Source organism: Streptomyces tanashiensis (assembly GCF_014648895.1).
GTDB classification, from domain to species: domain Bacteria; phylum Actinomycetota; class Actinomycetes; order Streptomycetales; family Streptomycetaceae; genus Streptomyces; species Streptomyces tanashiensis.
Genome location: NZ_BMRZ01000001.1, coordinates 393,751 through 408,101, shown reverse-complemented (window position 1 = coordinate 408,101; position 14,351 = coordinate 393,751). Strand labels below are relative to the sequence as shown.

Sequence of the window (14,351 nt, the reverse complement as noted above, 5' to 3'; positions counted from 1 at the left end):
CTGCCGTGCCGCGCAGGGCCGTTACCCCGCCATTGTGTCGTGCGTGTCCCCGGCCGCCGAGGTGCGCTCCCCTTCTCCTCCGCGCGCCGCCCCGCAGGGGCAGGCCGGGTGCGGTCTCAGCCGCTCCGACCGCCACTCCAGAAGCGGCAGCGACGCCGTCCAGCGGGTGCCCGTGCTCGCCGGAAGGTCGCCGTCGAGGAAGGCCAGCGCGTGCGCGGCGGCCAGCCCGGCCACCGCCGTGGCGAGGCCGAGGTCGCAGGCCGGCAGCGGATGCGGGGCGCCGGAGCGCCACTGGGCGAGGAGGCGTGGCGTCACCGGGTCCCGGTCCGTCCGCTCCTCCTGGAGGCACCGCGCGCAGGCCGTGCCGCCGGGGAGCACGAGCGGCCCGACCGTCCCGGTGGCCTCCAGGACGCCCGCGTACAGATGGGGGGTGCCGGTGGAGAGCCACGGCTCGGCGGGGAGCGGATCGGGGACGTACGCGCCGAGACCGTCCCGCGGTGTCACCACGACGAGTGACAGTCCGGGCTCCGCACGGCCTTCACCCGGTCCGCCGGGTCCTCGCGGGCGGGCGGAACGGGCGGGCTCCCGTGACCAGCGGCCGACCAGGCGTCGGGCCGCCGTCGCCCGGCGCTCGCCGACGGCCTCGGCCGGAAGGCCGCCGGGGGCCGTCTCCCAGGGCTCGACCCGGCCCGAGTCGAGCACCTCGACCGTGCCGACGCCCGCCGCCGCGAGCAGCGCCGCCACCGTCGCCCCGACCCGCCCGGCGCCCCGGACCTGGACGCGCAGGGCCCGCCGGGCCGCCAGGGTCCGCGCCGCCCGCTCGGGCTCGGGGTGGACCACGGAGAGGGAGGCCAGGTCGGCGCGGAGCGGATCGAGCGCCACGTCCACCGCGCCGGCGGCCGGCCCCGCCTTCCCCGGCCGTCCGGTCGCCGCGTCGGTGAGGAGCCCGGCCGACTCCAGCCTGCCCAGGAGCGCCTCCAGGCGTCCGTCCGGAAGCCCGAGCGCCCGTGCCTCGGCCCGCAGCAGAGCGGTCCCGCGGGTGCCGTCGAGCAGCCCGAGCACCGCCCCCGTCGCCTGGTCGACCGGGCCGAGCACCACCGCGTGCGCGGGGGCGACCCCGAACTGGACGCACCGCAGACTCCGCCATGCCCGGCGCAGCGCCGGTTTCACCATCGGATGCATTTCCCCGCCCCCGTCCGTCCTCGGCCGACATCGCATTCATGATCGACAACGGCATTCCGTCGTCCCCGAGTCGAGAATGCCCCGCCGCCGTGACGGTCGCCGAAAGTTGTCCACAGGCCAGGGGATTAGTCATTCAAATGGTGCCGGGTGGGGTCGGATCGTTCCCGAAACCACTCCGGAGGCGGGACTTCCCGCGCTGACAGCGGGTAACGTCGGGGCCGTGCCCGCCGACCCACAGCGCAGCGTGACCAGCGAACCGCCCCGCGGGGCGGGGACGAGTGCGGTCGAGGTCCGCAGAAGCGCGCGGCGGAGCAGAACCGTCTCGGCCTACCGCGAGGGCGACCGGACCATCGTGCTCATCCCGGCCCGCATGTCGGAGGCGGAGGAGCGCCGCTGGGTCGGGGTCATGCTCGACAAGCTCGCCGCCCAGGAGAGCCGCAGCATCCTCGGCGACCGTGAGCTCACCGAGCGGGCCCTGCGTCTCTCGGAGCAGTATTTCGGGGGCCGGGCCCGCCCCGGCTCGGTCCGCTGGGTGACCAACCAGAACACCCGCTGGGGCTCCTGCACCCCCTCCGAGGGCAGCATCCGCCTCTCCCACCGGCTCCAGGGCATGCCCGAGTACGTCGTCGACTACGTCCTCCTGCACGAGCTGGCCCATCTGCTCGTCCCCGGGCACGGACCGCGGTTCTGGCAGCTCCTGGAGGCGTACCCCCGCACCGAGCGGGCGCGCGGCTACCTGGAGGGCGTGGTCGCCGCCGAACGCCTGCCGCACCTTCCGGCGGCCCGCGAGGAGTGACGGCGCCGCCGGTCGCGCCCGCACGGGTTTCCCGATTCCGTACCGAAAACGACCTGGCCTGTCTCAATGTCGTGCCCAGCGGTTAGCCTGGCGCGAGCATTCGCCATTCGGGATGGGGGACGGTCGTTACGCATGGCCAGGGAATTCCAACGCGGCCACAAGGCCAAGATCAGTGATCTGACCGCGGGAACCGATCTGTACGTCGGCGTGCAGATCGCGGCGCCCGGACTGACTTTCGACATCAGCTGCTTCGGACTCGACGCGGACGAGCGGCTCTCCGACGACCGCTACTTCGTCTTCTTCAACCAGCCGAAGTCGCCCGAGGAGTCCATCCAGCTGCTCGGCGCGCAGTCCGGTGACACCGAGTCCTTCCGCGTCACCCTCGACCGCATCCCCGCGAACATCCACAAGCTGTCGTTCACCGCGACCATCGACGGCGCCGGCCAGATGTCCCAGGTCGGCCCCGGTCACCTGCGGATCGTGGCGGGCGGCGAGGAGGTCGCGCGCTACGCGTTCACGGGCGCGGAGTTCTCCACCGAGCGGGCGGTGATGCTCGGCGACTTCTACCTGAAGGACGTGTGGCGGTTCGCCGCCGTCGGCCAGGGCTTCGACGGAGGCCTGGAGGCACTCCTGCGCAACTTCGGCGGCGAGGTCGCCGAGGAGGAGCCCGCCGCCCCGCAGCAGCAGGCCCCGGCCCCCGGCTTCGCCCCGCCGCCGCAGGCCGCGGCGCCCCCGGCCTTCGGCGCGCCCGCGGCGCCCGCCCCGGCCCCCGCGCCCGCCTTCGGCGCGCCCGCGGCCCCGCAGGCGCCCGTCCCGCCCGCGCCGCCGGTGCACACGGCACCCACCATGGTCGCGCCCATGGCCCCGGCCCCCGTGCCGCCGCCCGCGCCGGCCCCCGCCCCGTACGGCCAGCCGCCGCAGCCGCCGCAGCCGCAGTACGGCCAGGTCCCGGGACAGCCTCCCGGCCAGTACCCCGGACAGATCCCGGGCCAGGCACCCGGCCCGTACCCCGGTCACGGCCAGCCGCCGCAGGCCCCGTACGGGCAGGCCGCCCCCGCTCCATACGGGCAGCAGCCCCCGGCGTACGGGCAGCAGCCCGGCGTCCCGCAGGGCGTGCCTGCCACCGGAGCGGGGCTCGCCGCCGCGCTCGCGCCGTACAAGGAGACCGCCACCGGCGCCCGCTGGACCCCGCAGAACCAGCAGCTCATGCGGGTCGACCTCGCCATGGGCGGCGTCCCCGTCCTCGCCCGGCAGGGCTCCATGGTCATGTACCAGGGCAAGGTCGACTTCGGCTACAAGGGCGCGGGCTTCGCCGGCCGGATCGTCGGCAACGCCACCGGCCAGGAGATGCAGCTCATGCGCTGCACCGGCCGCGGCCAGGTCTTCCTCGCCGAGGAGGGCGCCCATCTGCACCCGATCGAGCTCCAGGGCGACGGCATCTGCGTCTCCGCGGAGAACGTCCTCGCGTTCGACGAGTCCCTGCAGTACGAGGTCCGCCGCATCGAGGGCCACGGCATCCCCGGCGGCGCCCTGTTCACCATGCAGTTCCAGGGCAGCGGCACCGTCGTCGTGAAGACCCACGGCGTCCCCGTCGTCCTGCCCGTCACGCCCACGACCTTCGCCGACTGCAACGCCGTCGTCGCCTGGTCGTCCGCGTCCCAGGTCATCCTCTCCAGCCAGGTGCGGCTGCGCCGCAACGCCTACCCGGGCCACAGCGGGGAGACCGTGAACCTCCAGTTCCGGGGAGCCCCCGGCAACTTCATCGTCGTCCAGCCCTACGAGGTCTGAGGGAGCCCGTCATGAACCAGCAACTCGCGGGCTACGCCCCGACCCCCGTCGCGGCCCGGATGGAGAACCACGGCCGCACCATGCTCAAGGTCGCCATGGCATCCGGCCAGGACCTGTACGCCCGGACCGGCTCGATGGTCGCCTACGAGGGCTTCATCACCTACGAGCCCAACCCGCCCGCCGTCCGCCAGGTCGCCCAGCAGTGGGCCACCGGCGAGGGCGCGCCCATCATGAAGTGCTCCGGAGACGGACTGCTCTACCTCGCCGACTACGGCGCCGACGTCGTCGTCATCAACCTCCAGAACGACTCGATCTCGGTCAACGGCACCAACGTCCTCGCCTTCGACGCCCACCTCCAGTGGGGCGTCGAGCGGGTCAAGGGACTCGCCAAGTTCGCCGGCCAGGGCCTGTTCAACGTGGAGATCGCCGGCACCGGCTGGGTCGCGCTCACCTCGCGCGGCACGCCGCTCGTCGTCGACTGCGGCCGCGGCGAGGACGAGACGTACGTCGACCCCGACGCGCTCGTCGCCTGGTCGCCCGCGCTCAAGGTCAAGGGCAAGCGCAGCTTCAAGGCGTCCTCCCTCATCGGGCGGGGCAGCGGCGAGGCGTACCAGATGGCCTTCTCGGGCCAGGGCATCGTCGTCGTACAGCCGAGCGAGGACAGCACCGACCGCCTGCGGGTCCGGGGCTGAGGGGGAGCGAGAACACACCATGCAGAGCCCGCTTTTCAACCACGCCGAACAGCAGAGCCAGGAGCGGTACGTCATCCAGAACCCGCAGCTCCTGCGGGTCAGCCTCACCGGGCAGGACGACATCCTCGCCCGCAAGGGCGCCATGGTCGCGTACCAGGGACTCGTCGACTTCGACGGCGAGTACAAGACCCCGAGCCAGCGCCGGGCCCAGGCCCGCACCGGTGAGGGCCTGGACCTGATGCGCTGCTCCGGCCAGGGCACGGTCTACTTCGCCAACCTCGCCCAGCACATCCACGTCGTGGAGGTCGAGCAGGAGGGCCTGACCGTCGACAGCGCCTACGTCCTGGCGCTCGACTCGACCCTCCACACCGAGGTCATCGCCGTCGACAGCCAGTACGGCATCTCCGGCTCCGGCAAGTACCAGCTGAACATCTCCGGCCGCGGCAAGGTCGCCCTGATGACCTCCGGGCAGCCGCTGATGATGCAGGTCACGCCCGAGAAGTACGTCAGCGTCGACGCGGACGCCATCGTCGCCTGGTCCACCGGACTGCGCGTCCAGATGCAGGCGCAGACGACCAACTCCAGCATCCGCCGCCGCCGTGGCGACACGGGCGAGGGCTGGGAGCTCAGCTTCCTCGGACAGGGCTTCGCGCTCGTCCAGCCGAGCGAGGTCATGCCCCCGCAGAACGCGGCCATCGGACAGGGCATCGCCGCCCAGTTCGGTGCCGGCCAGCACGGCTCCCACGCCCAGAACCAGAACAACGCCTGGAACTGAGCACCCACGACCGAGGGGCGGCCTCCACCGGAGGCCGCCCCTCGGGCATGCTCAGGCGAGCCGCGCCAGCGTGCCCTTCAGCAGCTCGACCACCGACGTGTCGGCCACACCCGCCACGTCCTCGTACGCGAACCAGCGCAGGTCCAGCGACTCCTCGCTGATCTCCGCCACCGCGTCCGCCGGGGCGAGCGCCGCGTACTGCACGTCCAGGTGCCAGTGGCACGGCGCCGGGATCGGATGCCGGTCGAGCCGCACCGGACCGCCCGGCAGCAGGGTGAGGCCCGTGGCGATGCCGGACTCCTCGGCCGCCTCGCGCAGCGCGGCCGCCTCCAGCGTCGCGTCACCCTCCTCGCAGTGACCGCCCATCTGCAGCCACATCCCCAGCTTCTTGTGCAGGGTCAGCAGCACCCGCCCCCGGTCGGGGTCGATCACCAGCGCGCTGGAGGTCAGATGACCGGCCTCGCAGGGCTTGTACATGCCGTCCGGGTGCCGGGCGAGATGGTCGAGGTAGACATCGCGCAGCTCCGGCTGGTCCCCGTACCCCTTCAGCACGAGGACCGCGTCGTCGTAGAGGCTCACTTCCCGGCGTCCCCGTCCTCGGGGTTCTCACCCTTGGCCGCCTCGCCGAGCATCTTGTCCAGCTCGGAGAAGTCGAGGTGCTCGCGGTGCACGAAGCCGTCGGGGTCGTCCAGGTCGGTCGCCGTCGGCAGCATGTCCGGGTGCTCCCACAGCCCGTCCCGGCCGTCGACCCCGCGCGCGTCGGTGAGCGAGGCCCACAGGCGCGCCGCGTCCCGCAGCCGCCGCGGACGAAGCTCGAGACCGATCAGCGTCGCGAAGGTCTGCTCGGCCGGACCGCCCGAGGCCCGGCGCCGGCGCAGCGTCTCGCGCAGCGCGTCCGCCGAGGTCAGCCGGGACTTGGCGGCCTCGTGGACCACCGCGTCCACCCAGCCCTCGACCAGCGCGAGCGCCGTCTCCAGACGGGCCAGGGCCGCCTTCTGCTCCGGGGTGTCCTCCGGCTGGAACATGCCCTGCTGGAGGGCCTCCTGCAGCTGCTCCGGATGCGTCGGGTCGAGCTGACCGACGGCCTCCTCCAGCTTCGAGGTGTCGACCTTGATCCCGCGCGCGTACCCCTCGACCGCGCCGAAGAGGTGCGCCCGCAGCCACGGCACGTGCGCGAAGAGACGCTGGTGCGCGGCCTCGCGCAGGGCCAGGTAGAGCCGCACCTCGTCCGAGGGCACGCCCAGGTCCTTGCCGAAGGCCTCGATGTTCAGCGGGAGCAGCGCGGCACGCCCGGCCGGGCCCAGCGGCAGACCGACGTCCGTCGAGCCGACGACCTCACCGGCGAGCGCGCCCACGGCCTGCCCGATCTGCTGGCCGAACATGGCGCCGCCCATCGAGCGCATCATGCCGATCAGCGGGCCGGCCATGGCCTGCATCTCCTCCGGCAGGACGTCGCCCATCGCCGAGCCGACCCGCTCGGCGACCGGGTCCACGAGCTGCTGCCACGCCGGCAGCGTCGCCTCGACCCACTCGGCGCGGCTCCACGCCACGGCCGTGCTCGCGCCCGAGGGCAGCGAGGTCACGCCGTCCAGCCACAGGTCGGCGAGGCGCACGGCCTCCTCGACCGCGGACTTCTCGGCCGGGCCCACGCTCGCGTCCTTGGTGCCGTCGGCGGTGCCCTGGGCCACCACCTGGCGCGCGATCTGCTTGGCCATGTCCCAGTTCACGGGACCGCCCTCGTAGCTCAGCATCTGCCCGAGCTGCTGGAAGGCCGCACCCAGATCGTTGGGGTTCAGGGAGCCGAACATCGCGGCGAACGGATTGTCCGCGCCTCCGGGACCGCCCATGCCGGGCAGCCCGCCGAAGCCGAACGGGTTCGCACCGAACGGGTTGCCACCGGACCCCTGGCCACCTCCGGCGGGGTCCTTCTTCTTGCCCTCGTCGCCGTTCTCCGGCTCCTCCGGCGGAAGGCCGAATCCGAATGGGGTGTCACTCACAGGTTTCCTCGGCTCGTAGGGCCGCCGGCCTCCTGCCGACGGCGACTGCCCGACCAGGGCCTGTCCAGACAGGCCCCGCACACCACCAGCGTAGACATCCGGGCCGGAATCGGGCTCGGTGCTCCGCCGGGGCGTGCCCTGCGGCAGGATGGACGCCACCTGGTCCGTACGCGTCATGCGCGTCCGTACTGAAGACAACCGCTGGAGACGCCCGGTGAGTTCCCCAGATCCACAGGTTCGCGGAGCGCGAAACCACTCAACCCGGTCCGCCGTGCGCGGCCCCGTCGTCGCGGTCACCGGCGCCGCTTCCGGCGTCGGTGACCTGCTGACCAGGCGCCTCGCCGCGTCCGACGAGATCAAGAGGGTCGTCGCCATCGACGAGCGCCGGGGCGACGTCGCCGAGGCGCAGTGGCACATCCTCGACGTGCGCGACCCGGCCATCGCCGAGAAGCTGCGCGGCGCGGACGTCGTCGTGCACCTCGCCGTCGACCTCGACCTGGAGACCGACCCCGCCGCCCGGACGGCCTACAACGTGCGCGGCACCCAGACCGTCCTGACCGCCGCCGCGGCGGCCGGGGTCCACCGCGTGGTGCTCTGCACCTCCGCGATGGTCTACGGCGCCCTGCCCGACAACGACATCCCGCTCTCCGAGGACGCCGAGCTCAGGGCGACGGCGGAGGCCACCGGCGTCGGCGACATGCTGGAGATCGAGCGCCTCGGCCGCCGCGCCCCCCGCGCCCACCCCGGCCTCCACGTCACCGTGGTCCGCCCCGCCGTCCTCGTCGGCGGTACGGACACGGCGCTGACCCGCTACTTCGAGTCGCCCCGGCTGCTCGTCGTCGCCGGATCCCGGCCCACCTGGCAGTTCTGCCACGTCGAGGACCTGGTGAGCGCCCTGGAGTACGCGGCCCTGGAGAAGGTCGACGGGGAGTTCGCGGTCGGCTGCGAGGGCTGGCTCGAACAGGAGGAGGTCGAGGAGCTCTCCGGGATCCGGCGCATGGAGCTGCCCTCCGCGGTGGCCCTCGGCACGGCGGCCCGGCTCCACCGGATCGGGCTCACCCCGTCCCCGGCGGGCGACCTCGCCTACACCATGCACCCCTGGGTGGTGAGCGTCGGACGGCTGCACGACGCGGGCTGGCGCCCGAAGTGGACGAACGAGGAGGTCCTCGCCGCGCTCCTGGAGGAGGTCGAGGGCCGCCACACGGTCGCCGGCCGCCGCCTGGGCCGCAAGGACGCCACGGCGGCCGGCGCGGCCGGTGCGACGGTGGCGCTGCTCGGCACGGCGGCCCTGGTGCGGCAGATGCGGAAGCGGCGGGGCCTCTAGGACCTGCCCGGACGTCGCTTGTAGGACCCTCCTACGGAGGGTTCCGTCCACAGGTCGAAAGGTCCCTTACCGGAAGCCGGAGCCGTGCGGCACCATGGGCGCATGGCGCAGACGCACGACCACCCCGGCGAGCAGGCAGCGGACGACCCGATCAAGCTGCTCGCGATCCGTGACACCCCGCTCTCGGTCGACGAGGTCTTCCGGGCCGTCGGAGACGACGCCTCCGGCGGCACGACGCTGTTCGTCGGCACCGTGCGCAACCACGACGGCGGAGCGGACGTCGACGCGCTGGGCTACTCCTGCCACCCGACCGCGGACGCGGAGCTGCGGCGGGTCGCCGAGAAGGTCGTCGCGAACTACCCGGTCCGTGCCCTGGCCGCCGTCCACCGCGTCGGTGACCTGCGCGTCGGCGACATCGCGGTCGTCGTCGCCGTCTCCTGCCCCCACCGCGCCGAGGCCTTCGAGGCCTGCCGGAAGCTGATCGACGACCTCAAGCACGAGGTCCCGATCTGGAAGCACCAGACCTTCTCGGACGGCACGGACGAGTGGGTCGGCTCCTGCTGAGCCCTCGCCCCTGGCTGGGGGTCCCCCCGGCCGAAGGCTGGGGGAGGGTGGGGGCTTGCTAGGAACGGCAAGGCGACGCGCCGACGGGGCGTAGCCGAACGCCCGATTTGCGTAACCGCCCCCCAGGCGCCAGCGTTGACCTCACAGATGACACAGTCTGCTGATCAACTCACTGGGGATGGGAGGTCGGGATGGCAGCGCTGGCCTGGTTGCTGATTCCGCTTTTCGCAGTCGTCGGCGCGGCGATATGGGGAAGCTGGGCTTCGAGGAACAAGACCATAGGCGACGTGGCGGAACTCGCCGGCTACGCACGCTTCCGGGACGCCATGGAGCGGGCCCACACCACGACCGCCGATTCCGCTCGTACGGAGCGTGAGCCCGCCGCGGCGGCCTCCGCGGTCACCACCTCGCCGTCCGGCTGACGCGGGCCGCCCCGTACGGACCGCCCCAGGGGTGCACCCACAGGCGAGTCCCGTACTGTCGTTCCATGCCACGCCGCACCGCGACGATGCTCGCCTCCACCCTGGTCCTGATCTGTCTGCTCATCGCGGGCGTTCTGATCCCGGTGCCGTACGCGGAGATGAGCCCGGGCCCCACGGTCAACACCCTCGGCGAGGCCAGGGGAGAACCGGTCCTCCAGATCTCGGGACGCAAGACCTACCCGACCGACGGCCACCTCAACATGACGACGGTCCGCGTCACCAGCGCGGACTACAAGATGAACGCCGTCGAGGCCGTCTACGGATGGCTCGCCCACGACAACGTGGTGGTGCCGCACGACACCCTCTACCCGGACGGCAAGACCGAGGAGGAGTCGAGCCAGGAGAACGCCGAGGAGTTCAGCCAGTCCCAGGAGAGCGCCAAGGTGGCGGCCCTCGGGGAGCTGGGCGTCCCGGTGGTCGCCCGGGTCGTCGTCGCCACCGTCGTCAAGGACGCCCCGGCCGAGGGCAAGCTGCACGCCGGGGACGTGATCAAGGCCGTCGACGGCGTGCCCGTGAAGGAGCAGGCGGACGTCGCCAAGCAGGTGACGAAGCGCAAGCCCGGCCAGGACGTCGAGTTCACGATCGTCCCCGCCAAGGAGGCGGCCGCCGCGGAGAAGGCCCGCAAGGAGCCCACCGTCACCCGGAAGGTCGTCATCACGACCACCACCTCCGAGGAGGGCGACCGGGCCGTCGTCGGCATCCAGGCCGGCACCGACCACGTCTTCCCGTTCACGATCGACATCAACCTGGCCGATGTCGGCGGCCCCAGCGCCGGTCTGATGTTCGCCCTCGGCATCGTCGACAAGCTCACCCCGGAGAGCCTCACCGGCGGCCGGTTCATCGCCGGCACCGGCACCATCGACGACAAGGGCGAGGTCGGCCCGATCGGCGGCATCGAGATGAAGCTGGTCGGCGCGCGCGACGCGGGCGCCGCGTACTTCCTCACCCCGGCCGACAACTGCGAGGCGGCCGCCGCCGACACCCCCGACGGGCTCACCCTGATCAAGGTCGACACCATCGACGACGCCACGAAGTCGCTGGAGAAGCTCCGCAAGGGCGACACGAAGTCGCTGCCGAGCTGCTCGAAGAGCTGAGCACGCGCGTGTACGCGAGAGGGGCGCCCGGTCACCGACCGGGCGCCCCTCTCGCGTCCGGGCTCAGCTCTCGAAGGTCGCCGCCAGTGCCTCGGCGAGCCCCGGCACCAGGTCCGGGCCGGTCAGCACCTCGGTCGCGGAGTCCTTCTCGCGCAGCCGGATCGCCGCCTCGCGGGCGCCGTCCCGCAGCACCGCCACGGTCATCCGGACCTCCTGGCGGTCCGGGTGCGCGGCGACCCACTTGGCGAGCTGCTTCTCGTTCAGGCCCTGGGGGACCTGGGCCTCGGCCGACGGGGGCAGCATGAGCCGCTCCACGGTCAGGGCGCAGCCGGCGACCGCGGCGGGCCAGGCGATCGTGCCGAGGAATTCGTCGAGGGCCTTGCCGCGAGGCAGCTTGTCCTGCTCGATCGGGGTGTAGGCGGTGGCGTCGTCGCCCAGGCCGAGCTGGGTGGCGAGCTTGGGTTCCTGGGCGCGGAGCCGTGCGGTGTCGACCAGGGCGAACAGGCGGGCGGGCTGGTCCCAGCCGAGGCCCGACGCGTACTCGTCGATCTCGAGCACCGCGCGGGTGAGGGGGCTCGCGGCCATGGCCGGGCCGGAGGGGGAAACGTTGGACATGACCAATATCCTGCCTCCTCTTCCCCCGAAGACGGGAACTAGGTAAAGCCTCAGTAAGTTGCATCAGTGGGCTCTACGATCGCTGGGCCTGCTTTCAGACGCATCAACATCGAGGGGCGCACGTTGGCTTTCCAGATGCCGGACCGTGGCCAGGGCCCGTCCGGGCCGAGGGTGAGAGTCGGCCGGCCGTCCCGGCGGGCCCGCACCCTGCTCATGACACTCGGGGTGCTGGCCGTCCTCGCCATGGCGTTCGTGATGTTCGCCGGGTTCTGGACGGACTGGCTCTGGTACCGCTCGGTCGAGTACTCGTCCGTGTTCACCACCACCCTGTGGACCAAGATCGGCCTCTTCGCGGTCTTCGGCCTGCTGATGGGGCTCGCCGTCGGCTTCAACATCTGGCTGGCGTACCGGCTGCGGCCGCCGCTGAGCGCGATGTCGCTGGAGCAGCAGAGCCTCGACCGGTACCGGATGGGTCTGGCCCCGTTCAAGAAGTGGGTGCTCCTCGCGGTCACCGCCCTGGTGGCCCTGATCGCCGGTGCCTCCGCGTCCGGCCAGTGGCGCACCTGGCTCATGTGGGTCAACGGGGTGAAGTTCGGCCAGAAGGACCCGCAGTTCGGTCTCGACGTGTCGTTCTACGCCTTCGACCTGCCCTGGTACCGCTTCCTCCTCTCGTTCGGCTTCGCCGCCGCCATCCTGTCGCTGATCGCCGCCGCGCTCACGCACTACCTGTACGGCGGGCTGCGGATCACCAGCCCGGGCGCGCGTGCCACCGCCGCCGCCACCGGCCACCTCTCGGTGCTGCTCGGACTCTTCGTGGCGCTCAAGGCCGTCGCGTACTGGCTCGACCGGTACGGCCTGGCGGTGAAGTCGAGTGACTTCAAGGCCACCGGCAACTGGACGGGTCTGCGGTACGTCGACGCCAACGCGTACCTGCCGGCGAAGACCATCCTGTTCTGCATCGCGATCATCTGCGCGCTGCTGTTCTTCGCGACGCTCTGGCGCCGCACCTGGCAGCTGCCGGTGATCGGCTTCGGTCTGATGGTCCTCTCCGCGATCCTGATCGGCGGCCTGTACCCGGCCATCGTGCAGAAGTTCCAGGTCCAGCCGAACGAGCAGGCCAAGGAAGCGCAGTACATCCAGAAGAACATCGACGCGACCCGCAAGGCGTACGCGATCGACGGGACGAAGCCCGAGAACTACTCGGGCAAGTCGACGGTCAAGGCCAAGGACAAGCTGCGGGCGGACGCCGACACGGCGGCCAGCTACCGCGTCCTCGACCCGAACATCGTGTCGCCGACGTTCCAGCAGCTGGAGCAGAAGCGGAAGTACTACCAGTTCCCGACGACCCTGGACGTGGACCGCTACAACGGCAAGGACACCGTCGTCGGTCTGCGCGAGCTCAACATCAAGGGCATCCCGAAGCGGAACTGGATCAACGACCACTTCACCTACACCCACGGCTACGGCGCGATCATGGCCGCGGGCACGCAGACGGACGCCAACGGCTCCCCGGTCTTCACCGAGTCCGGACTGCCGACGACCGGCTCGCTGGGGACCTACCAGCAGCGGATCTACTACGGCGAGAAGACCGACCAGTACTCGATCGTGGGCGGCCCCCAGAAGGAGCTGGACTACGAGGAGAACGGCGAGAAGACCACCAGCTACAAGGAGAAGAGCGGCGTCAGCCTCTCCAACACCTTCAACCGCGCCGCGTACGCGGTGGCCTTCAGCGAGCCGCAGATCCTCTACTCGGGAGCGATCGGCGAGGGCTCGCGGATCCTCTACAACCGCACGCCGAAGGAGCGCGTCGAGGCGGTCGCGCCCTGGCTGACCATCGACGGCGACGCCTACCCGGCGGTCGTCGACGGCCGGATCCAGTGGATCGTCGACGCCTACACGACGACCAACGGCTACCCGTACGCCTCGCGCACCACGCTCGGCGACACCACCGCCGACTCGCTGACCGTCGGCAACCAGCAGCGCACGGTCGTCGCCCAGCAGAACCAGGTCAACTACATCCGCAACTCGGTCAAGGCCACCGTCGACGCCTACGACGGCACGGTGAAGCTCTACGAGTGGGACACCCAGGACCCGGTCCTCAAGACCTGGATGAAGGCCTTCCCGGACACGGTCCAGCCGAAGTCCGCGATCAAGGGCGACCTGCTCGCGCACCTGCGCTACCCGCAGGACATGTTCAAGGTCCAGCGCGAGCTGCTGACCCGCTACCACGTCACCGACCCCGCGCAGTTCTACAGCGGCTCGGACGCCTGGCAGGTGCCGGACGACCCGACCAACAAGGACGGCAACGCGGTCCCGCCGTACTACCTGAGCATGAAGATGCCGGGGGACACGGCGCAGCGCTTCTCGCTGACGACGACGTTCACGCCGAACGGGCGGCCCAACCTGGGCGGCTTCATGGCGGTCGACGCCGACGCCACCAGCAAGGAGTACGGCCGGCTGAGACTGCTGCGGGTCACCGAGGACGTCCCCGGTCCGGCCCAGGTGCAGAGCAAGCTCAACGGTCTGCCGTCCGTGGCCCAGTTCGTCCGGGACATGAAGGGCGCCGACTCGGACATCCAGTACGGCAACCTGCTGACCGTGCCGCTCGACGGCGGGTTCCTGTACGTGGAGCCGGTGTACGCCCAGGGGCGGAACGCGCTCTACCCGCTCCTGAAGAAGGTCGCGGTGTCGTACGTGGACGCGGACCAGCCGGACGGTGACACGACCAAGGACACCACGGTGTTCGAGGACAACCTCACCAAGGCGCTCAACGCGGTCTTCGGGGTGGAGGCGCCCACCACGCCGACGACCCCGCCGGGCACCACGCAGCCGCCCGGCACGACCCAGCCGCCCGCCTCGAACGACGCCGCGCTGCAGCAGGCGATCGCCGACGCCCAGAAGGCGTACGACGCGGGCGAGGCCGCTCTGCAGAAGGGCGACTGGGCCGCGTACGGCAAGGCTCAGGAGGACCTCCAGGCGGCGCTGCAGAAGGCCGCCGAGGCCGGGGCGAAGCTGAAGACGCCCGGGTCGGGCGGCTGACCT

General features: G+C 71.8%; 13 protein-coding genes. 9 read left to right on the top strand and 4 right to left on the bottom strand.

Annotated features, from left to right (window positions below; all coding sequences use genetic code 11):
* Nucleotides 1–21 precede the first annotated feature (21 nt).
* Complete coding sequence (locus tag IE237_RS01795; RefSeq protein ID WP_189799997.1) at nt 22–1,182, bottom strand: TOMM precursor leader peptide-binding protein; 1,161 nt, start codon at nt 1,180–1,182, stop codon at nt 22–24.
* Between the two features lie 220 nt (nt 1,183–1,402).
* On the opposite strand from IE237_RS01795, the gene IE237_RS01790 reads away from it, so the two are divergent.
* The 4 genes from IE237_RS01790 (at nt 1,403) to IE237_RS01775 (ending at nt 5,233) form a co-directional block, all read left to right on the top strand.
* Nucleotides 1,403–1,978, top strand: a complete 576-nt coding sequence (locus tag IE237_RS01790) for a M48 metallopeptidase family protein (protein WP_189799996.1) — start codon at nt 1,403–1,405, stop codon at nt 1,976–1,978.
* 132 nt (nt 1,979–2,110) lie between these two features.
* Nucleotides 2,111–3,766 (top strand): TerD family protein, encoded by a 1,656-nt coding sequence (locus tag IE237_RS01785; protein WP_189799995.1) that lies wholly within the window; start codon nt 2,111–2,113, stop codon nt 3,764–3,766.
* Nucleotides 3,767–3,777: 11 nt separating this feature from the next.
* Nucleotides 3,778–4,458 carry an AIM24 family protein gene (locus IE237_RS01780; protein WP_189799994.1) on the top strand — a complete coding sequence of 227 codons (681 nt, stop codon included), beginning with the start codon at nt 3,778–3,780 and terminating at the stop codon, nt 4,456–4,458.
* A gap of 19 nt (nt 4,459–4,477) precedes the next feature.
* Nucleotides 4,478–5,233 carry an AIM24 family protein gene (locus tag IE237_RS01775; RefSeq protein WP_189799993.1) on the top strand — a complete coding sequence of 252 codons (756 nt, stop codon included), beginning with the start codon at nt 4,478–4,480 and terminating at the stop codon, nt 5,231–5,233.
* Between the two features lie 51 nt (nt 5,234–5,284).
* Here the strand turns inward: IE237_RS01775 and IE237_RS01770 are convergent, their stop codons facing one another.
* A complete protein-coding gene (locus IE237_RS01770) occupies nt 5,285–5,812 on the bottom strand; it encodes an NUDIX hydrolase (protein WP_189799992.1) in 528 nt (175 codons plus the stop codon).
* Nucleotides 5,809–7,230, bottom strand: coding sequence for a zinc-dependent metalloprotease (locus IE237_RS01765; protein WP_189799991.1), 1,422 nt, complete (start codon nt 7,228–7,230; stop codon nt 5,809–5,811). The genes IE237_RS01770 and IE237_RS01765 overlap by 4 nt, the downstream gene beginning before the upstream one ends.
* A 214-nt stretch (nt 7,231–7,444) precedes the next feature.
* Between IE237_RS01765 and IE237_RS01760 the strand changes: the two genes are divergently transcribed.
* The 4 genes from IE237_RS01760 (at nt 7,445) to IE237_RS01745 (ending at nt 10,694) form a co-directional block, all read left to right on the top strand.
* Nucleotides 7,445–8,554: an SDR family oxidoreductase gene (locus tag IE237_RS01760; RefSeq protein WP_189799990.1), complete on the top strand. Its 1,110-nt coding sequence runs from the start codon at nt 7,445–7,447 to the stop codon at nt 8,552–8,554.
* Nucleotides 8,555–8,656: 102 nt separating this feature from the next.
* Entirely contained in the window at nt 8,657–9,118 is a 462-nt protein-coding gene (locus IE237_RS01755; RefSeq protein WP_189799989.1) for a molybdenum cofactor biosynthesis protein MoaE, read from the top strand.
* 287 nt (nt 9,119–9,405) lie between these two features.
* Nucleotides 9,406–9,540 (top strand): hypothetical protein, encoded by a 135-nt coding sequence (locus IE237_RS41695; protein WP_370468150.1) that lies wholly within the window; start codon nt 9,406–9,408, stop codon nt 9,538–9,540.
* Between the two features lie 65 nt (nt 9,541–9,605).
* Nucleotides 9,606–10,694, top strand: a complete 1,089-nt coding sequence (locus IE237_RS01745; RefSeq protein ID WP_189799987.1) for a YlbL family protein — start codon at nt 9,606–9,608, stop codon at nt 10,692–10,694.
* A gap of 63 nt (nt 10,695–10,757) precedes the next feature.
* Here the strand turns inward: IE237_RS01745 and IE237_RS01740 are convergent, their stop codons facing one another.
* Nucleotides 10,758–11,309, bottom strand: a complete 552-nt coding sequence (locus IE237_RS01740; protein ID WP_189799986.1) for a PPA1309 family protein — start codon at nt 11,307–11,309, stop codon at nt 10,758–10,760.
* Nucleotides 11,310–11,444: 135 nt separating this feature from the next.
* Between IE237_RS01740 and IE237_RS01735 the strand changes: the two genes are divergently transcribed.
* A complete protein-coding gene (locus IE237_RS01735; RefSeq protein ID WP_189799985.1) occupies nt 11,445–14,348 on the top strand; it encodes a UPF0182 family membrane protein in 2,904 nt (967 codons plus the stop codon).
* Nucleotides 14,349–14,351: the final 3 nt, after the last annotated feature.